This window comes from Roseburia sp. MSJ-14, assembly GCF_018918225.1.
Lineage (GTDB): Bacteria > Bacillota > Clostridia > Lachnospirales > Lachnospiraceae > Petralouisia.
Genome location: NZ_JAHLQD010000016.1, coordinates 84,264 through 104,275 on the forward strand (window position 1 = coordinate 84,264; position 20,012 = coordinate 104,275).

A 20,012-nucleotide genomic window follows, 5' to 3' on the forward strand; every position below is an offset into this window, starting at 1 on the left:
AAGAAATCCTTTTTTCACTGATGCGAGCCGACCTAAGTCGGCTGATGCTCCGTTAAAGTCGCGTAATGTAGAGCAAGTTCCGCCCTGTATATACAGGGCAGAACTTGTTGGGGATTTGGCATCCCCAAGCCCCAGCTCCTTCCGGCTTTTGAAAGACAAAAAACAGCCCGCAAGCGGACTGTTTTCTGCTCCAAAGCCTTGGCAATACTTCGTAAGACCTTTGTATAATGAATCTTACCAAACCAAAAGAACAATCTTACATATCAGGTTATTTTCTCATACAAGTAACCATTGTGTCAGACAGTTCATCATACATCTATATGAATTTGCAGCTCAATCATCATCCATATCAAACAGACTTCCAAGCATGCTTTTTGTAGAATTATCCATCTTCGCAGATGTATCAGCTGCAAGTTCATTATCCAAAGCCTCAGCATCTGTTACATGAATACTCCCATTAACAGGCACACTATTCGGTACCATTCCTGTCATCTGAGACATCGGAACAACTCCCATATTCACCTGCTGTGCCATTGCACCGAGAACCCCGGCAAACACATTGTTAGCCACAGTCTGCGATGATTCCTTTACAATCTTTGTAAACTCTTCCCTCGAAAGTAATATTGCCTCACTAATCCAGTCCTCTATAGACTTTTCTTGGTTCTCTTTTTGCTCGTCTTCGATTGCAGTGAGTATTGCTTTCTTGATTACTTCAGTCAGATTAAAAAATCCCGGCTGGCTGGACTTTTCTTCCAGCCAGTCAAGGATTCTCTTATCACTTTCATTCTTCGGATTTAACCGGAATGATATTGCATTTCCCATAAGTACCTCCTATCTGAGATTCTCTGCTAGATAGCGGTACCCGATGGCATTTGCTTTCACATCCGTTACATACTGTATGTTCCTGCCCTGTGTTCTGCCAAAACGCTTCATCACACATGCTCCGCCGCCCACATATACAATATTCTCATGCAATAAATCCACCTTAATCTCACGAAGCTTTGCTTCTACTTCATCTGCATACTGCTGTAATCCCTTTTCAACAAAAGGGACAAATTCAGCATTTACATTAGACTGCTTCCCACGGATAACATCAATAATATCATCCTCCGGAATTTTGCATTTGAGCTTTGGTAACGCATCCTTCTTAATTCTCTCAATGGCTGTAATCAGTCCCAGCTCATAAGTGTAAGCATCCTTATCCATTGGAATCCTGTCACGGACACTTAACACATCCAATGTCCATGAACCTAAGTCAATACATCTTAATCTGTCTAGGTCTCCCATACGATTTGCAATCGCTGCATAACACTGGGCATAAATCTTTACCTTATCAATAAAGATTGAATACTGAACTCCTTCAAAGGTAAAGGAAATTCTTTCCTTATGCCACAAATAATCACGAAATTCCTTTCTCTCGGCACCAAACAGTGTAAGTGGCACTTCCTGCATATAATTCCACATGCTCTGTTTGTGTTTTCCCCTGATACTGAAGCTCCTTTGCAATTCCCGCAAGAGTTAGCAGAAAATAATTCTCATTCTCTGTCTTGGTTGCCTGTTTTCCAAGTCTTCCCTGACCTACGATATACTTCTGTCCCTTATACTCCAGCAATCCATGATTGGTAAGTGGTGTATAATCCACCGGAACAACTGAAGTTTCCATAAAGATATGCTCTCCTTTAATGGAACTCCAGCCGTGATCCAGTGCAATCTTAACAGATGCCATAGTTGTTTCAGTCATAAATAAATTCTCTCTCATAAAATTCTCTCTTTCTCCGGCATAACAACCGGTGTGCATAATATTTTCGTTCTGTGCTGCAGTCGCTCCTGCATTAGTGATATTGGTAAACAATCTCTCCATAGATAACCTCCTCCGCAAGTCTCTTTGCCTGCTCCTGTATTCTCCACATTTCCATAGTGGAATGCTTGTCTTTCGGCTTATGCTTTGCAAGATACTGATTCATAATCCTATCAAGCATCTCATACGCCTCCTCATTCACTTCCTGTGCTTTGACATAAAGTTGTCCCATTCTTATATGATGGCGATACCTATCAGGGTGGTTTTCTTTCATATAAGAAATCCATAACAGCCCATACTTTCCGATATCTGCATTTGTTATGCCAAAATCTCCATCCGGCTTACTCTCTTCAATACTAATATCAGGATAAAAAACACCATCAATCTCGGTATAAGTACCACCCATTGCTTCATATAAAGATAATTCTCTGCTCATTGTCCTACCTCCATTCTGTTATCTTGTTCTGCCCCGGCTACCGTCAGAACTATGCTTTTTCTCATGCTCGTGCTTCTCATACCATTCCTTCAAAAGCTGCTCGATTAAATCCGTCTTTTGCTTTGGTGTATAATCTTCCGGAAAATACTTTGCTACAGAATCTGCCCGAAGCTTAATCTGCTCTCTCTGGTTTGGTTTTTCCTGCTCAAGTATGGAAAACATCGCATCCATATCAAGGTTACCCGACTGGCTCATACGCTTCATACGGTTCGCCTGTGACAGGGAAGGTGTGCATTGCTCCACCTCCATTACCTCATAAAGCTCATACTGCTGTTCCTCCGTCAGATAGGAAAGCTCTACAGCTATGGTAAAAGCAATCTTTCCATCATCTACCATATCAAGCACTTTGGGTATCAGATTGGTAAGTCGGATATAACGCGATATCTGCCTTTGACTTTCCCCCGTCTGCATTGCCAGTGCCTGATTGCTTCTAATAATTGCATCCCCAACACTTTTATCTTGTAACAACACCCATTTTCCATCAGCATCATGTCCACTGGTCAATGAATGCGTTTGCAAGGTGGGATTCTCCAACTCCGTTCCATCTTGGTCCGAGGTTCCCGTCACAATTTGTGACGAAGATAACTTTTTCCCAACTTGGGAAGAAGTTATCTTTTCGCCAACTTGGCAAAAAGTTAAATCCGTTCTTGCTCCCTGCCTCTTCATTGCCTCCAGCTTCATCTTATAAGCAAACGCTTTCTCACTTGGCTTCAGATGCTCACGCTGTAAATTGCTATCAACCATGGCAATCACCGCTTGATTATCATCCAAATCTCGAACTACCACAGGCATACAATTAAGTCCCGCCCATTTACATGCAGCTTTTCTTCTATGCCCTGCAATCAGTTCATAACCACCATCCTCTCTCGGTCTAGCAAGTGCCGGGACAATCACACCTTCTTTCTCAATGCTCTGCATTAATTCAAAAAGCGCCATATCATTTTCTACCTTAAATGGATGCCCTTTAAAATCATGCAATTCCGATAAGGGAATCATTCTGATATCGGTTTCCACCACAGCACCATCGTTTTGTTGTGGAAAAGAATACAATTCTTCTTGTTTCTTCATAAAATCAATTACCTCCGATTAAACTCCGTAACGAAAGCTCCAGAACAAGTTCTGTCGCTGTCGCGGTGCTCCTCAAATGCTTCGCAAAGACACATTTCCTTGCAAGCAAGAAATGTGCTTTTCTCGCATTTTCCTCGTTACTACGCGCAAAAAGAGCCGCTTATTTCCAAAATCACTTGAAAATAAGCGGCTCAGACCACTTTGTTACTTTATTGAATTGTTAGTTATTTTTGATGAAATATGAACGACAGATTTTTGTGTTTTCGAACTACACCCTCACAACCACTTGTACGTTTACACCACTGGAAATTGCCTTTTTCTTGTCTTTTCGTTCACTTTGAGAAAACAGGATATGTCGCTCAAAGTGCCTAAATTCAAGGAGTTTTAGGTATTTTTCCTTTGGAGCATTGTCACCGTCTCAACATGAGTATCAAATCAAAACATATCCCCACAAAATCACAGAAATATATCTAATATTTATACAGTACTAATACTGCTCGTGCATCCCTTTTCCCACAAAATGTCCTTCAATTTACGCTTTCTATAGCAAAATTTTTCTGTCAAAAAATATCAACTATATTTACTCGAATTCAATGTCCTCATTGACTTTTTTATTAATATCAACTCTTGTCTGAACATCAATTTTATTAACCAGCCAACCATTCAGAGTACAATTCTTAATAAATTCATCTATTCTATTGACACCATTGATTTCTTTTAATGTAACTACAACGCCAAAGCGAATCCCTATTCCATCTTTAGGGTCTAAGCGGTTATTTGTTTTTATCTCCATTCCCCAATTTTTATTGTCATAAGATTTCTTCGGCATCATTTTGTTTTTTGGTCTTTCTGCAATATATTTTACATTATCCCATTTTCTAAATCTTTCTCTTGCTTCACCCTCCAAAAGGAAATATTTTTCGTTATCTAATATTACATCCTGATTCTGTTTATCGCCCTTAATATCCTCTATCTTCCCTTTATTATTAATTCTACCAAAATGTAAATTAAGTTCTGTATTTGTATAATCAACACCTTGAGTTCTATCACACATAGGAAAATAACACATTGTTGCCCTTGCAATATAAGGGTATTTGTCATCTTTAATTGGAACTGGAAAATAATAATTATATGTATTCCATTTTTCACTCACATCATATACCAGAAATTTAATTTCATCTTCTTTTGTATGAACAATATCATCTATCTTAATAGGTACTATACCATGTCCATATAAGGCAACCTCTTCTGGTGTCGGCTTTTCATTCCAATCTCTTGCAGCATCAATAATCATCGCTTTTGCAACTTCTCTATTCAATCCTAAAATATCCATCAAGTAAGACAACTTTCGGGCAATCCAAGGAGCTGCAAATGAAGTACCCGCAACATTTGCTTCCCCTAATGGTTCACAAACCTTAATATATTTTTCTTCACTCCCACCATAATAACTAACATCTGGTTTTGCAAAAAAGGATAACGCCAATCCTCTTCTTGCATATTTAGTTGACAAACCATTTTGAGTTACTGCATTAACTACCATACTATTTATTGAATCAGCAGGCGAGCCTATTTTCTCAATATCAGCGCTAGGCTTATTCGTCCCTGCAACAACAAAAATAACATCATTTTCATATTGGATTTTATCCAATATAGCCCCCTCTGCAGAAATAAAATTGTCATTAACTTCTTGATTACTTCCGAGCGAAATATTCCAAACCTTTATATCTTTATTGTTTGCAATAATCTCTTTTATCTGTTTTGTAATAGTAAAAGAAGAAAATTTTGAACCTATTGCGACACCAAAATGGCGTACCCTAAATCTGCCACATCCGTCATCAAGCCAAGGATTTAATCTTGCACCATCTACAATAATAGAATCCACCGCTGTACCATGACGATAATCATCTGGATTTTTAGGAAGATTATCATCAACCATATCATGATATTCTACCCATTCGCCAAAATAGACACGTTTATCAAATAGCGTATCAATTACTCCAACAGTTGGCTCAATAGTTGGAGAAGGCATATACAGAGTCCCTTGCTGATATTCCTGAATGAAGTCTTCTGGAGATAATTCTGATAAATCCTCTGTTGCCATAGAAACAAGATACGGTGCTTTCTCAAATAAAATCTGTAATTGGTTTTCATCTAAAAACACCGTCTGATTATCCAATATTCTACTTTTTAAAATATCAATTCCAATATTTTCAAATAACATTTTTGTATCTGTATGCGTATTATACAATGTAATGATACTTTGTTTTAATTGGCGTGTTGCCATTTCCACCTCAAAATCTTCAATATATGAAACATCTGCGATTACCTGTTTAAACGTAGATTTTGTTATTGAAAATTTAGAGAATGGTATTTTATCTATTTTTTTTCTATCATCAAAAGTAACTTTATCTATTCCATTTTGAAACTTTACCTTAATTATATCACTTGTTTTTAAAAGCAACTCTATACTTTTATCCAAATCTTCCATATCAAGAAAGTACGTAATAATATGTTTCGTTTTTTCTTTGTTAAATTTAGCGCCCACAATAGCATAATTAGAATCTTTTCCTTTAAACAATCCTGCAATTCGATTACTCTTTGCAACTATTTTATTATAATGAACACTAATCAATATCCCCTCAAAAGGTCTTTTTTCTTGTTTCCAAAATTCTTTAATTTGACTTATTCTTTCTATCAATCTAAGTAACTGCTCTCTTGTTACTATTTTTTTGCTGTTCATGGATGCTCCGCCACCGCTGCCAGTTTTTGAGGCTTGAATAAATCGCTTTCCCTTTAATTCCAGTACATTATTCATTTATTTCTTCCCCCTTGCTTAATTTTCTGGATACGGTACTTTTAGATTCTCCTTTGAGCTTTTCTATTTCTCTGACCGTAAATCCTTGTGCATGAAGTTCTTCTATATCTGTTTCTTCTAAGTTACCTATCAAATAATTATAAAGCCTTCTCAAATAATCATATTCTATATTTGCATCACTGAATGCCAAAGAGGTTTTTATAATATTCTTCAATTCCCCTGGATAAGGCAAATCAGACGATACCTTCAATATTTTCTTAAACAATCTGGTATCTTTAGGAATGCCTTTAAAATTTTTAATAAAAGATACAAAATAGTACTCTGCAACTTCCAATAAATCTTCTTTACTATATCTATTAAAATTAATCACTGCATCAAAACGTCTAATTAGAGCTTTGTCAAAATTGGAATACAAATTTGTTGTCGCAATAATTACTATTTCCTTGTTTAAATCAGTTAATCTATCAAGCTCTCTCAATATAGTTGAAGTAACCCGTCCCATTTCTCGCACATCATTCCTATTAACCCTATCCAAGGCAATCACATCTATTTCATCAAATAAAATAACAACTTTATTTGAATATGGAATCATATTTATCTCAGCAAAAACACTGGCAATATTTTTATTAGTTTGACCTAGTTTACTATCAATCAAATGTTCAAAATCAACACAATATAAGGTTCTGCCAAGCAGCCTTGCTATGTGTTTTGCAGCTTCCGTTTTTCCACTACCTGGCAGTCCTTCAAGTAAAAACTTATTTATCCCAATATTATGATTAACTGCATTAATAATACCTTTTATATCATTAGATATTACTACTGGCAAATTCAATGGCTGCATTTCTCTAATATCTATCTGTTTTAAAAATTCACTTTCAAAATCACTCGCCTGTGGAACATACAAGTTGGATTCTGCTATTAAACTCATTATATACTCAGCCAGCTGATAATCACCAATAGCATCAAAATATTTCGCTATGCTTACTGCCTCATTTCTAAATGCATTCTCATTTTTTTCAACATGATATTTTATCAAATTTAATACATTTTGTTTTTTCACAATAGCGCACCTCCAATTACCTTTTTTGTATTATATCACATATCGGGACAAAATAATACTAATTTGGGACATAAAATATAACAAATTCCATACTTCCTAAACTAGAAAAGTCGCCTGCGCAACATCAGACGACTATATTAGTTAAATTATTTCAAAATGTTTCAAAGCATCTTTGATTGCTTCTACCTTTTCTGGTGTAGGATGCTTTCTCGGCTGTTTCAATTCTTCTACCGCATTAGGGGCATCATACATCGGCAAGCCTAAATCCCTTTTTACCTCCGCAATATATGCAACATGTACCTTGAAGCCATATTTCGCTTCTATGTACTCCTTTATCATTTTGTAGGTAACTCTCTCTTTTGGCTTATACGCTTCTGCTCTTTTAGCAATATTATCAAGCGGTACTGTGCCCTCACCCTCGCCAAACTCGACTTTTACATTGATTACGCTGTCAGGTTTTTTGTGGGAAAGCAGTACAACCGTCTCCACATGCCCTCCTTGTGGGAACATATCCACCGGCTGCACCTTCTTCACCTCATATCCCTGTTCACACAGATACTTCAAATCTCGTGCCAGTGTAGCAGAATCACAGCTTACATATACCACACGTTCCGGCTTCATTTTCAGGATAGTTTCCAAACATTTTTCATCACAGCCCTTGCGTGGTGGGTCTACTACGATTACATCCGGATGCAGCATATCCTCCGGCTTTCCTTCCTCCAGATACTCCTTACTTTCCTTTGCGTTTTCTTTATTATCTGCTTGCTCTGCCTCCAGCTTGCCTTTTGCCATTCCCTTCTCATAGAAATCCGGCAGCACTTCCTCTACCTTTCCTACGAAAAATGTTACATTCTCCATACCGTTTATTTTGGCATTATTCTTGGCATCTGCAATAGCTGCCGGTACAATTTCCACACCATATACCTGCTTTGCCTTTTGCGCCAAAAACAAAGAAATTGTTCCAATTCCGCAATACAAATCCCAAACGGTTTCTTTTCCGGTAAGTCCTGCGTACTCTAATGCTGTACCGTAGAGTTTTTCTGTCTGTATCGGATTGACCTGATAAAAAGAAAGTGGCGATATCTGATATTGAATGTCACCAATATAATCTGTGATATAATCCTGTCCCCAAAGGGATATGATTTGTTCTCCCAAAATGACATTGGTGTTTTTCTCATTTACATTCAAGGTAATGCTGGTCATCCCCTGAATTGCAGTCAACTGCTCTACCAACTGCTCTGCATGCGGCAGTTTCTTTCCATTTACCACAAGACAGACCATAATCTCCTTGGTGGTAAAACCAAAACGTATCAGCACATGGCGCACCAGACCTTTTCCGGTAGTTTCATCATAGGCTGAAATATGATATTTTTCCATAAAAGAAATCACAATATCCAGAATCTTCTCATTAATCTCTACACCAAGATAACACTTACGATTCGGTATAATATTGTGACTGCGGCTGGCATAAAAGCCCGTTATAATTTTTCCATTTTTATCTGTTCCGATAGGAAACTGTGCCTTATTCCGATAAAAATATGGCTCTTCCATGCCAATCACCGGATTTACCGTAAGACCATCGCCGCTGCCATCTGCTTCTTTTACCGCAAAACCACCGATTCTTTTCAGATTATTGCGTACTTTATTTTCTTTAAATTCTAGCTGTTTCTGGTACGCTACTGCCTGAATCTGACAACCTCCGCACTGGCGATGATATTCACATTTCGGCTCTACACGGTAAGGGGATGGAGTCAGTATTTCCATCATTCTGGCATAACCGTAATGTTTCTTCATTTTCATGATTTTTACACGAACACGGTCACCTAGCACAGCATCTTTTACAAAAAGAGTCACTCCTTCTGCCTTTCCAATGCCTTCTCCATCCACTCCCATATCTTCAATGGTAAGTTCCAGTTCCATATCTTTTTTTAATATATTTTCACTCTTATTTTTTCCTGACATACGCGCTTCCTAATCACTGGTTCTTCGCAAATTAGACTCAAACATACGATTGTAGCCCACCCAGTCTGTATTTCCTTCTGGGACTGCTGCAAATATTTCTTTTATTGTTTCCATTTTTGCATCTGTATTATCTGCAAAACTCAACGCTACCGCCTCTGCAAGTGCCGGTTTTTTCGGAGAACCATACTCCAATTCTCCATGATGTGCCAAAATACAGTGTTTCAGTTCATTTGCCAATCGTGGTGGAAATCCGGGAATCGTACGAATACGCTCTCCTACCATTTCTGCACCAATCATAATGTGACCTAGTAACTGACCTTCATCGGTATAATCATTTGCCGGAAATACAGAAAGCTCCTCTAATTTTCCAATATCATGGAAAATAGCTGCTGCAAGCAACAAGTCTTTATTCAGTATTGGATAATTCTGCGTATAATAATTACATAGTTTTGTAACACCCAAAGTATGCTCTAACAAGCCGCCTACAAATCCATGATGTACGCTTTTGGCTGCACTATGAAACTTAAATCGCTTTTCAAAGTCTTTATCTTCTATAAAAAAGCTGGACAGTAATTGTTTCAAGTAAGGATTCTTCATTCCCTGTATAAATCCCACCAGCTCTGTATACATTTCATCGATATTTTTATCACTAACAGGAAGATAATCCTTTGGCTCATATTCCCCTTCCTGTACCTTGCGCACACGCTTTACGTTTAACTGTAACGCTCCCTGAAAGCTTGTTACATCTCCTACCACATCGATATAATCTAATGCTTCAAATTCATCAATTCCCTGTGAATTTGGGTCCCATATTTTTGCATCTAATGTTCCTGTTTTATCCTGCAAAATCAAGGATTCATATGCCTTCCCTGCTTTGGTTAGTGCAGTCTGTTTCGCCTTGCACAAGTAAATCTCTCCAACACGTTCGCCCTCTCGCAGGGTTTCAATATATTTCATAATTTGCTCCTTCTATTCTTTCCTTCTACTTTTATCTCTTTTTTATCTCTTTTTCTAATTTCAAAACAATCCTACTGCAAAACTCCAACTCCTGCATTACACTCAAGTTCTACATATTCCTCTGCATTTTGGCGTTTCAGCGTAATTTTCACTGCATCCCCCGGATTCAATCCCAGCAACAACTGATTGTACTGCTCTACCGAGGTGATTTCCTCACCATTCATTTTTACAATAACATCTGCTTCCTGTAATCCGGCTGCCATAGCAGGGGAATCCAGTTCAACACCTTTCACATATACGCCCTTTGGTATACTATAAGTCTCAGAAATATCATCTGTTACGGTACTGATACGAAGTCCCAGATACGGAATATCCTTGTTATTGGAAAGGTCTTCAATCACCTGTTTCAACTCGGAAATAGAGATTGCTGTAATGGTATTACGGTCTCCCTGATTACTATAATCTTTAAGTACCAGTCCCACAATCTCACCGGACAGATTCAATAGCACACCACCACCATTTTCACTTCCTACCATATCCGTGGTAAAAATCGTATAATTATTATCAATGGTTGTTACCTTATTCTGAGTGGAGGTAATGGTTCCGCACATAATAGAATCACTTGAGCCCAATGGATTTCCAATGGCAATTACCACGGTTCCCTGAGACATTACCAGGGAATTTCCAAGTGTTGCCACTGCAATCCGACTCATCGTATCTTCGGAAATATCTGCCAATGCCACACTAATTACTGCAACTCCTGTGTTTCCATCATATTTTTTCAAAGTTGCAGGAACCGTTACCTTATCACAAAATGTAATAGATATGGACTGGGCATCTGCAATTACTTTTCTTTCTGTTAAAATCAATAACTCCTGTCCATTATTTCCAATAATAATACCGGATGCCTGATTTTGACTTTCATACGGAGTATTGAACCAATCAGTTCCACTGGTAACTCCTGTTACCATAACTACAGACTTATCTGCCTGTTTTCCGATGGCATAAAGCTCCTTTTGCAGATTTTGATATCCATCTACTCCCAGTTCTTCCTGCACATATACGGGCTCTTGCGTTTCTTCTTCATTCTGTCCCTGTGATGTTTGCTCCTCATCCTTTGGTTCTTCATCCTTTGGGATTGTAATGGTCTGATCCTTTTTCGGCTGTGTCCATTCCTCAATATGCGGTTTTAAGCATACAAAAGCAAGACATGCCACCGCACCAAATACAATGGCGCACAAAATATCGTATGCCAGATGGATCAGCATACGCTTCTTGTTAATTGGTTTATCTTTTATTTTTTCCTTAATAAAAGAAAATTCCTCATCATCCTGTTTCATAACGAGTTCTCCTCTAGTAAAACCACTTTAAACTTAACCATTTTAGACTCAAAAATGCTTCGCATTTTTTCGTTAACATATCCACTCCTTCGGAGCTTACAGTTTCTTAGACTCAAAAATGCTTCGCATTTTTTCGTTAATATATCCACTCCTTCGGAGCACCGCAGTTTTGGCTATGCCAAAACTGCCAGCCACTTTGTGGCTTGGATATATTACATTATACGTTCTTCTTTCCATTGTTGCAAGATTTTTATTTTTACGGTAAAATGTATTAAATAGGCGGATTCTCTGCTTATTTACCAGTAATCTTACAACTTTTTAATATAAGGACTTAAAATTATGAATGAAAAAGTATTAAAAACATTAGAATATAATAAAATTATTGATCTGCTGACGGAGTATGCTACTTCGGAATCCGGAAGGGAACTTTGCCGAAAGTTAAAACCCATGACGGATTTAGAGGCTATTGAGGATGCACAGGCAAAGACCCGTGACGCTCTTTCTCGTATTTTTAAAAAGGGCAGTCTTTCCTTCTCCGGACTTCACAATATCGGAGCATCTCTGAAGCGTTTGGAAATCGGCGGTACCCTTGGAATTGAAGAACTTTTACGCATTGCCTCACTCCTTGAGGTTGCCAAACGTGCCAAGGCTTACTCTCGCAGCGACCGGGAAGATACCAAAGCAGACTCTCTTGACGAACTTTTTGACAAAGTCGAGCCTTTGACTCCTCTATTAGATGAAATTCGCAGATGTATCATTTCGGAAGATGAAATTGCAGACGATGCTTCTTCTACCTTGAAAAATATCCGTCGTTCCATGAAAAACATCAATGACAAAATCCGTAGTCAGATGAATACTATGTTAAATAACACAGACACTCGAAATCTGTTACAGGATGCTGTGGTTACCATGCGAAATGGCAGATATTGCCTGCCGGTAAAGGCAGAAGCCAAGGGGCAGGTGCCCGGTATGATTCACGACCAGTCTTCCACCGGTTCTACCATTTTTATCGAGCCTATGGCTGTAGTGAAGTTAAACAATGACTTAAAAGAACTGTTTTTAAAAGAACAGGAAGAAATCGAAGTCATTTTGGCAAACCTGAGTGCTCAGGTAGCTGAATACATTTCTTTTTTACAAGACGATTATCAGGTATTGACTGAACTGGATTTTATTTTTGCCAAGGGTTCTCTTGCAAAAAGCTACAACGGTACTGCTCCTCTTTTCAATACTGAGCACCGTATTCGTATTCGAAAGGGAAGACATCCACTGTTAGATTCTCACAAAGTAGTTCCCATTGATATTCACTTAGGGGATGACTTTGATTTGTTAATTGTAACCGGTCCAAATACCGGTGGTAAAACCGTTTCCATTAAAACTGTAGGACTTTTTACCCTGATGGGGCAGGCAGGTCTTCATATCCCTGCAAATGACCGCTCCGAACTGTCTATTTTCCATGAAGTATTTGCAGACATCGGAGATGAGCAAAGTATTGAGCAAAGTCTTAGTACCTTCTCTTCTCATATGACCAACATTATTTCTATTTTAGACCGGGTAGACGAAGACTCACTAGTGCTTTTTGACGAGTTATGTGCAGGAACTGACCCAACAGAAGGTGCTGCACTTGCCATCTCTATTTTAACCAGACTTCACAACTACGGTATTCGTACCATGGCAACCACTCATTACAGCGAACTTAAAGTTTTCGCCCTTTCTACTCCGGGTGTGGAAAATGCCTGCTGTGAATTTTCCGTAGAAACTTTAAGTCCTACTTACCGTCTTTTAATCGGTATTCCGGGAAAAAGTAATGCCTTTGCGATTTCCGGGAAATTAGGCTTAAGTGAAGATATTATTACAGAAGCGAAAAAACACCTGACGGAGCAGGACGAAAGTTTTGAAGACCTGATTTCCGACTTAGAATCCAGCCGTGTTACCATTGAAAAAGAACGTTTAGAGGTAGAGCAGTATAAGCAGGAAATTGCCTCTTTGAAGAAAAAATTAGAGCAAAAACAAGAGCGTATCGACAGTCAGAAGGAAAAAATCATCCGTCAGGCAAACGAAGAAGCTCATGCTATTTTACGAGAAGCAAAAGAAGTTGCCGACCAGACTATCAAAAACTTCCACAAGTACGGAAAAGCCACTCCTTCCATGAAAGATATGGAACAGGAGCGTTCTAAACTTCGTGATAAAATGAATAGCTTAGAAAAGGATATGTCCCTTAAGCAGAAAAATGCCCAGACCAATCACAAGGTTCCTAAGAAACTGCGCATTGGTGACACAGTAAAAGTTTTGAGTATGAATCTCACCGGAACTGTCCACACTCTGCCGAATGAAAAAGGCGACTTATATGTCCAGATGGGTATTTTACGGTCTTTGGTAAATATCAAAGATTTGATATTAGTAGAAGAAACTCCGGTACTTGGAAACAAGAAAAAATCCACCGGTGCCGGAAAAATCAAAATGGCAAAATCCGCTTCTGTTTCTACCGAAATCAATCTGATTGGTAAAACTACGGATGAAGCCATTGCACTTTTAGATAAATACTTAGACGACGCCTACATTGCCCATATGCCTTCCGTACGCATTGTACACGGAAAAGGTACCGGTGCACTTCGAAACGCCGTACACAATCATTTAAAACGTTTAAAATACATCAAATCCTACCGTCTTGGTGAATTTGGTGAAGGAGATGCCGGCGTAACCATTGCCGAGTTCAAATAAGGAGTGACCACTATGGTAGCAAAACAGAAAATTCTTATCGTAGACGATGATGTAAATATTGCAGAACTGATTTCTCTCTATCTGACCAAGGAGTGTTATGACACTCGTATGGTCAATGACGGAGAGGAAGCACTTGCTGTATACGAACAATATCAACCCAACCTCATTCTACTGGATTTGATGCTTCCGGGTATTGACGGTTATCAGGTATGTCGTGAAATCCGTACCAAGTCCAACGTTCCGATTATCATGCTTTCCGCAAAGGGAGAAATCTTTGATAAAGTCTTAGGATTGGAATTAGGTGCTGATGATTATATTATGAAGCCTTTTGATTCCAAAGAATTAGTTGCTCGTGTAAAAGCGGTATTACGCCGTTATCAGCCATCCAAGCCTGAAGCACCCGCCTCTGATATTAAGTGTGTGGAATATCCCGACCTTATTATCAACCAGACCAACTATTCTGTCCTTTACTATGGAAAACCTGTGGATATGCCACCGAAAGAACTGGAATTATTATATTTTCTGGCTTCTTCTCCAAATCAGGTATTTACCCGTGAACAGCTTTTAGATCACATCTGGGGCTACGAATACATTGGTGATACCCGTACCGTAGACGTGCATGTAAAGCGTCTTCGTGAAAAAATCAAAGACCACAAATCCTGGAGTTTGGCTACCGTTTGGGGCATTGGTTACAAGTTTGAGGTGAAATAGTTGAAACGTACATTATATTTAAAACTTTTACTGGGTTATGTGGCTTTTGGTATTTTGGGATTCATTACCATAGCCACATTTACTTCCCATCACAGTATGAATTACATAGAAACAAAAGCTGCGGAAAACTTATACCGGGAATCTAACCTGATTGCTTCTAATTATGCAACCAGCTATTATCGACAGACAAAAACCCTTGAAGATGTACAGTCTCAGATATCTGCCATTGCCACTTATCTCAATGCAGACGTATGGGTAGTAGATACGAAAGGGAAAATTTTAATTGATTCCGCATCTACTACACCTTCCGATACTCCAATTAAGGACTTTGACATTACTTCCTTTGGTACCAAATACTACTTGGTAGGCGATTTTTATAATCTATATTCGGAAGATGTATTAACGGTGTTTTCCCCTATTACCATCAACTACAAAGTCCAAGGATACGTTTTGATTCATCAGCCTGTTGCACAACTTACCTCGTTTAATAATGGCATATTAAATATTTCTTATATGACACTTGCCATTATCTTCCTATGCGCCTTTGTGGTTCTTGGATTGTTTACCTATACGGTATACATCCCCATTCGAAAAATTACAGAAGCAGCAAAAGAATATGCTACCGGTGATTTTTCAAAACAGATTAATATTCACAAGAATGATGAAATCGGCTATCTTGCCGCTTCTCTAAACTTTATGGCAACGGAGCTTTCCACCTTAGAAGAAGACCAGCGTAAGTTTATCGCCAATGTATCTCATGATTTTCGCTCTCCTTTGACTTCTATTAAAGGATATATCGAAGCCATTATGGACGGTACAATTCCTTATGAGATGCAGGATAAATACTTAAACATCATTCTTTTTGAAACCGAGCGACTCAACAAATTGACGCAGGGTATGCTGGAATTAAATAAATACGGAAAAAAGGGAACCATGTTAGACATTTCCCGATTCGATATCAACAATACCATTAAAATGGTAGTACAGTCCTTTGAAGGTACTTGTACGCAAAAGAAAATTTCTTTTGAACTCATTCTAACCGGTCAAACACTGTTTGTTTCTGCCGATATGAGTAAGATTCAACAGGTGCTTTACAACTTAATTGACAATGCTATCAAGTTTAGTCATGCTGATTCTTCTATCACCATTGAAACAACAGAGAAAAACGAAAAAGTCTTTGTCTCTGTAAAAGATACCGGAATTGGTATTCCAAAAGACAGTATCAAAAAGATTTGGGAACGCTTTTACAAAACCGATCTTTCCCGTGGAAAAGATAAAAAGGGAACCGGTCTTGGTCTTGCCATTGTAAAAGAAATTATTTCCGCACACAATGAAAATATTAACGTAATCAGTACGGAAGGTGTTGGTACCGAGTTTATCTTCACGCTTCCTCTTGCAGAAGAAAAGAACGAATAGAGTTATACCTCTATCCGTTCTTTTTATAGTCTACGCGAGTAGCGTTGAAAATGCTGTGCTTGCAAGAAGATACACACTACTTATCCTACAAACTACACTACAATATTTATTCCTCCTGTTGCTACCGCTGCCTCTTGAGAAATCGAACCACCCTCAGCTGTTGTATCTGCATTCATTTCATTTGCAATCTGCTGTGCCTGTTGTTCAATCTGAGCATCCGTCAACTGTGCTGCTTCTGCACTTAAATCTAAGGTTACTCCTGTGGAAGCTCCCCCGCTGGAGCTATATGGATTTCGTAAATTTCGTAGCTGTTGCTTCAAATAATTAAAGTCTGCTTCATTTACCTTACTTTGTTCCTCGCTACGATGAAATTTCTTTTTTCTTACTAATTCTCTTTTTTGGCTCTTTTGCTTTTGAATCCGCTGCATGCGTGCCAGTCCGCTTTTCTGCTCCTGCGCCCGCTCTTTTCTGGCTGCCCGCGCCTTTTCTTCATTCTTCTCCTGACGCAAATCCGCCTTTGCCTCATTCTCAAACTTCTTTTTTGCCCGTTCCTCCTGACGCAGGTTTTGCGTTTTCATTTGGGCACACTGAACCATTTTTTTTGCATGTGCAATTGCAACATTGACTTCCGCATCATTGTACTGCCCGCTTGCCTTACATTTCATCAGATTACTAAGTTTGCTTTTTGCCTGGGTTAGTACTCTTCCGGCACTTTGTGATTTTTTCGCCCGTAAAATTGCTGCTGACATTTCCTTCGGATTATAATTCAACTGCTTTTTCTGGTTTTTATTGCTCCCTGTTGTCCTCCGTGTTATTTTGCTGGTACTACTTAAACTATTTGTCGACACCGACATGGATGGCAAATTTCCCGTTACCAATCCACTTGCCGTATATGTGGATACTCTCATAACTATAATTCCTCCTTGAAACTCCCATTTCAGATGCTTCCATGCATCCTTATTCAAATTATACTATACAATATATTCATCGGAGTTTTTCGGAAAAATATTAACAGTACTATATTCCCACAAATTATATGTATTTTTTCTTTTTCTCCTGAAATACTAAATAAAAAAGAAAAGAGGTTGAACTTATGGACATCTATAATACCGGAGGACTCCCTATCGGCTTTACAATGGGACTTGCAATGAATGTAAATGCAATGAATCATTTTTCTAATATGACCGAATCAGAAAAAGAAGAAATTTTAAATCGTGCAAGAGATGCTAAATCCAAAGAAGAAATGCAGGAAATTATAAGTCAGTTATCTTCGGAAAAATTTTTTTGAATCAACACCATTTTTTCTGTTGGTAAAACCCATGGATTCATTTCCATGGGTTTCAACCTTTATCCTACTGAATACTCTGAATGTTCTCTTCTGTTAAGTTTAAGAATGGAACATCCATTTCTTTTCCTGTTCCAACATAGGATTCTATGCTTCCATCGCCAGATACGCCACTACCTACTTCTTTATAGGAATCACTTTCTCCCATATACTGATACATTACATATGGCCATCCATCTGTATCATCCCCCTGATTATGAGAAGCGTCTGCTCTTATAAATCCGTTATCATAATATACCAGTGGTGGGAATTCCGAAAATTCTTCCATTAAAACATCTCCACCGGAAAAACTATATATCACTTCTCTCATGCCTGCCATTGGACCTGAAACATATCGGATAATCAGTTCCTCTTCTCCATCGCCGTCAATATCCAATATGGTAAATTGACTTTCCGCTAAATCTTGCGCATCACGATAATTACATGTTGTTCCATTCGGGAATACATGGTTTACATAAATATTTTCCAATGCAGCTTTGTAGGCTTCTTTTCTGGCTGCATCTTTTGCCTCATTAATAACATCCATTACCCTGTATTTTCCGGTTTCCGTCTTTTGCAATACTGCGACTCTATTCGCTACCGTACTTACATCTTCCCCTGTTTCCTCATCAATTCTTACATTTTCAACCTGATAATTAACCGTCAGCTTGTCTCCTTTAAGTGTTGCATTTAAAATTTCTGCATATTGACTATCAGCTGGTTCTGCTATCACAATTTCTAACTGGTCTCCCACTACTTTTTGTCGTTGCATACTGTCGTTGTCCTTCTCTTCAAATGGATGAGCTGTGAACACAGATATAAAATTATTTACCTCTGACAGATTATACAAATCACTTCCCCTTCCATTTGTTCCGGTTTTCGCAATTCCAATCTGATTCCGTTCCCCATCTGTAGCTATACGAAATACCAAATCACTTATCGCCTTCTTTGATATGTTTCCATTTTTCATACTGTCCGGACCATAAGCTAATGCAAATTGGAACTGTTCTTTTGTAAGTTCCCCTTCTAAAAGTTGCGGATATTGATCATCTGTAACTGCTTTTTCTGTTTCTATTTCTTCCGTTTTTGTTTCTTCTGGCGAAACTTCTTTATTATCTTTTTCTTTTGTATGAGACTTTTCCTCTACTACTGCATTTTGTTCTGAACCCTTATCACTCTTTTGACTATTCATCACCACTGCTGTTGTTCCGGCAGCTACCAGACAAACAACACCTGCCACTGTAAGTTTTCCTGCAAGGGTATGTATAAATCCTTTCTTTACTGCTTCCGCAGCCATTTTTGTTCCTACATTGCCTCCCGCATTAGTTCCCGCACCTGCTGTTCCTGCACTTGCTGTTCCGGCATTTGCCCCTGTTGATTGAGCTCCAGATGCTGCCACTTTGTCTGCAATATTACTTGCCATAGCCTTTCCTGCTGTTTCCAACACGCCCTGTGCTGCCAATGCATGTTCCTCTGATTTAAGCAGATATAACAAGAATGGTACCGGTGCCATGCCATAAAGCTTGTATCCTTTCTTTTGCAGTTCTTCTGCTTTTCCCTTAATGTTCTTTCTTCCATAATTTAATCTTGATTTTACTGTATTTTCAGAACATCCCAAACTTTCCGCTATTTCACTGATACTCTGTCCTTCTATATGAAACATTAAAATACACATTCTTTGTTCTTCTGACAGTGAATCAATCAGCTCATGCACAAGCTCCTGTGTCTCACGCTGTGAATATGCAATTTCCGGCTGATTTTCTATACTCTCATCTTCTATCTGATATTCAAATTCTTCCTCTTCCTGCTCTCCTACGATTTCAGAAAAAAGCATTGGATTTTTCTTCTGCAACGCATTCTTTGCCATATTCGCAACAATGATTCCTAACCATGACGCAAACTTTTCCGGATTTTCCAATGTATCTAACTTACGAAATGCCTGAATATATGCATCCTGTAACACATCCTTTGCCGCTTCCTCATTTTGCATATACTTCAAGGCAAGATAATATTTACTTTTGTAAGTCTCTTCATACAAAAAATTAAATCCGTTTTCATCCCCTTGCTTCACTAACCTTACTGCTTCCGTATAATTCATAGCTCTTTCCCTTTCTTCCTTTTATTGTACTTACTCTTACGTTTTACTGTTCTGTATACTTCTTGTTTGACTCCTACGTCTTCTTCATATTGTTCCATATCTCTTTTTATTACTCGGATAATCCACTGTATCCAACCAATATTTCGCATCTTACCGCCTCCATCCTACTACTAAGACAAACGGAACCGGTAAAAAGTTTTATTTTAATACTAATTTTATTATATTTTTTACTTTCTATGCAGTCAATCA

At 38.4% G+C, this 20,012-nt stretch carries 17 protein-coding genes; 4 read left to right on the plus strand and 13 right to left on the minus strand.

The window, feature by feature from the left end; all coding sequences use genetic code 11:
- Positions 1-333: 333 nt before the first annotated feature.
- The 10 genes from KQI83_RS07015 to KQI83_RS07060 all read right to left on the minus strand — a co-directional run bounded on the left by KQI83_RS07015 (position 334) and on the right by KQI83_RS07060 (position 11,496).
- Positions 334-822, minus strand: coding sequence for a hypothetical protein (locus tag KQI83_RS07015; protein ID WP_216555977.1), 489 nt, complete (start codon positions 820-822; stop codon positions 334-336).
- 9 nt (positions 823-831) lie between these two features.
- Positions 832-1,452, minus strand: a complete 621-nt coding sequence (locus tag KQI83_RS07020; protein ID WP_216555980.1) for a ParM/StbA family protein — start codon at positions 1,450-1,452, stop codon at positions 832-834.
- Positions 1,400-1,861 (minus strand): hypothetical protein, encoded by a 462-nt coding sequence (locus KQI83_RS07025; protein WP_216555983.1) that lies wholly within the window; start codon positions 1,859-1,861, stop codon positions 1,400-1,402. Before KQI83_RS07025 ends, KQI83_RS07020 begins: the two co-directional genes overlap by 53 nt.
- Positions 1,833-2,234, minus strand: coding sequence for a TnpV protein (locus KQI83_RS07030; protein ID WP_216555986.1), 402 nt, complete (start codon positions 2,232-2,234; stop codon positions 1,833-1,835). Before KQI83_RS07030 ends, KQI83_RS07025 begins: the two co-directional genes overlap by 29 nt.
- 18 nt (positions 2,235-2,252) lie before the next feature.
- Positions 2,253-3,290, minus strand: coding sequence for a ParB/RepB/Spo0J family partition protein (locus KQI83_RS07035; protein ID WP_442969780.1), 1,038 nt, complete (start codon positions 3,288-3,290; stop codon positions 2,253-2,255).
- Between the two features lie 652 nt (positions 3,291-3,942).
- Positions 3,943-6,177: a S8 family peptidase gene (locus KQI83_RS07040; RefSeq protein ID WP_118445533.1), complete on the minus strand. Its 2,235-nt coding sequence runs from the start codon at positions 6,175-6,177 to the stop codon at positions 3,943-3,945.
- Entirely contained in the window at positions 6,170-7,237 is a 1,068-nt protein-coding gene (locus KQI83_RS07045) for an AAA family ATPase (RefSeq protein WP_144100044.1), read from the minus strand. Before KQI83_RS07045 ends, KQI83_RS07040 begins: the two co-directional genes overlap by 8 nt.
- A 141-nt stretch (positions 7,238-7,378) precedes the next feature.
- Positions 7,379-9,199 carry a 23S rRNA (uracil(1939)-C(5))-methyltransferase RlmD gene (rlmD, locus tag KQI83_RS07050; RefSeq protein WP_216555992.1) on the minus strand — a complete coding sequence of 607 codons (1,821 nt, stop codon included), beginning with the start codon at positions 9,197-9,199 and terminating at the stop codon, positions 7,379-7,381.
- A 9-nt stretch (positions 9,200-9,208) separates the two neighbouring features.
- Positions 9,209-10,156 carry a 3'-5' exoribonuclease YhaM family protein gene (locus tag KQI83_RS07055; RefSeq protein ID WP_216555995.1) on the minus strand — a complete coding sequence of 316 codons (948 nt, stop codon included), beginning with the start codon at positions 10,154-10,156 and terminating at the stop codon, positions 9,209-9,211.
- Positions 10,157-10,227: 71 nt separating this feature from the next.
- On the minus strand, positions 10,228-11,496 hold the full coding sequence (locus KQI83_RS07060; RefSeq protein WP_216555998.1) for a S1C family serine protease: 1,269 nt from the start codon (positions 11,494-11,496) through the stop codon (positions 10,228-10,230).
- Between the two features lie 339 nt (positions 11,497-11,835).
- Between KQI83_RS07060 and KQI83_RS07065 the strand changes: the two genes are divergently transcribed.
- The 3 genes from KQI83_RS07065 to KQI83_RS07075 are packed head-to-tail and all read left to right on the plus strand — an operon-like array spanning position 11,836 to position 16,341.
- Positions 11,836-14,214 (plus strand): endonuclease MutS2, encoded by a 2,379-nt coding sequence (locus KQI83_RS07065; protein WP_216556001.1) that lies wholly within the window; start codon positions 11,836-11,838, stop codon positions 14,212-14,214.
- A gap of 12 nt (positions 14,215-14,226) precedes the next feature.
- On the plus strand, positions 14,227-14,925 hold the full coding sequence (locus KQI83_RS07070; protein WP_216556004.1) for a response regulator transcription factor: 699 nt from the start codon (positions 14,227-14,229) through the stop codon (positions 14,923-14,925).
- Positions 14,926-16,341 carry a sensor histidine kinase gene (locus KQI83_RS07075; RefSeq protein ID WP_216556006.1) on the plus strand — a complete coding sequence of 472 codons (1,416 nt, stop codon included), beginning with the start codon at positions 14,926-14,928 and terminating at the stop codon, positions 16,339-16,341.
- A gap of 92 nt (positions 16,342-16,433) precedes the next feature.
- Here the strand turns inward: KQI83_RS07075 and KQI83_RS07080 are convergent, their stop codons facing one another.
- Positions 16,434-17,249: a hypothetical protein gene (locus KQI83_RS07080; protein WP_216556009.1), complete on the minus strand. Its 816-nt coding sequence runs from the start codon at positions 17,247-17,249 to the stop codon at positions 16,434-16,436.
- A gap of 185 nt (positions 17,250-17,434) precedes the next feature.
- On the opposite strand from KQI83_RS07080, the gene KQI83_RS07085 reads away from it, so the two are divergent.
- Positions 17,435-17,629, plus strand: a complete 195-nt coding sequence (locus tag KQI83_RS07085) for a hypothetical protein (RefSeq protein ID WP_216556011.1) — start codon at positions 17,435-17,437, stop codon at positions 17,627-17,629.
- Positions 17,630-17,693: 64 nt separating this feature from the next.
- Here the strand turns inward: KQI83_RS07085 and KQI83_RS07090 are convergent, their stop codons facing one another.
- Positions 17,694-19,763, minus strand: coding sequence for an RNA polymerase sigma factor (locus KQI83_RS07090; protein ID WP_216556014.1), 2,070 nt, complete (start codon positions 19,761-19,763; stop codon positions 17,694-17,696).
- Complete coding sequence (locus KQI83_RS07095) at positions 19,760-19,912, minus strand: hypothetical protein (RefSeq protein WP_216556017.1); 153 nt, start codon at positions 19,910-19,912, stop codon at positions 19,760-19,762. Before KQI83_RS07095 ends, KQI83_RS07090 begins: the two co-directional genes overlap by 4 nt.
- Positions 19,913-20,012: the final 100 nt, after the last annotated feature.

Excerpts from the sequence above, each read along its gene's own strand:
- KQI83_RS07020 (WP_216555980.1), bottom strand. The coding sequence starts at position 1,452 with ATGCAGGAAGTGCCACTTACACTGTTTGGTGCCGAGAGAAAGGAATTT.
- KQI83_RS07040 (WP_118445533.1), bottom strand. The coding sequence starts at position 6,177 with ATGAATAATGTACTGGAATTAAAGGGAAAGCGATTTATTCAAGCCTCA.
- KQI83_RS07070 (WP_216556004.1), top strand. The coding sequence starts at position 14,227 with ATGGTAGCAAAACAGAAAATTCTTATCGTAGACGATGATGTAAATATT.
- KQI83_RS07035 (WP_442969780.1), bottom strand. The coding sequence starts at position 3,290 with ATGATTCCCTTATCGGAATTGCATGATTTTAAAGGGCATCCATTTAAG.
- rlmD (WP_216555992.1), bottom strand. The coding sequence starts at position 9,199 with ATGTCAGGAAAAAATAAGAGTGAAAATATATTAAAAAAAGATATGGAA.
- KQI83_RS07080 (WP_216556009.1), bottom strand. The coding sequence starts at position 17,249 with ATGAGAGTATCCACATATACGGCAAGTGGATTGGTAACGGGAAATTTG.
- KQI83_RS07060 (WP_216555998.1), bottom strand. The coding sequence starts at position 11,496 with ATGAAACAGGATGATGAGGAATTTTCTTTTATTAAGGAAAAAATAAAA.
- KQI83_RS07015 (WP_216555977.1), bottom strand. The coding sequence starts at position 822 with ATGGGAAATGCAATATCATTCCGGTTAAATCCGAAGAATGAAAGTGAT.
- KQI83_RS07090 (WP_216556014.1), bottom strand. The coding sequence starts at position 19,763 with ATGAATTATACGGAAGCAGTAAGGTTAGTGAAGCAAGGGGATGAAAAC.
- KQI83_RS07055 (WP_216555995.1), bottom strand. The coding sequence starts at position 10,156 with ATGAAATATATTGAAACCCTGCGAGAGGGCGAACGTGTTGGAGAGATT.
- KQI83_RS07025 (WP_216555983.1), bottom strand. The coding sequence starts at position 1,861 with ATGGAGAGATTGTTTACCAATATCACTAATGCAGGAGCGACTGCAGCA.
- KQI83_RS07095 (WP_216556017.1), bottom strand. The coding sequence starts at position 19,912 with ATGCGAAATATTGGTTGGATACAGTGGATTATCCGAGTAATAAAAAGA.
- KQI83_RS07085 (WP_216556011.1), top strand. The coding sequence starts at position 17,435 with ATGGACATCTATAATACCGGAGGACTCCCTATCGGCTTTACAATGGGA.
- KQI83_RS07065 (WP_216556001.1), top strand. The coding sequence starts at position 11,836 with ATGAATGAAAAAGTATTAAAAACATTAGAATATAATAAAATTATTGAT.
- KQI83_RS07030 (WP_216555986.1), bottom strand. The coding sequence starts at position 2,234 with ATGAGCAGAGAATTATCTTTATATGAAGCAATGGGTGGTACTTATACC.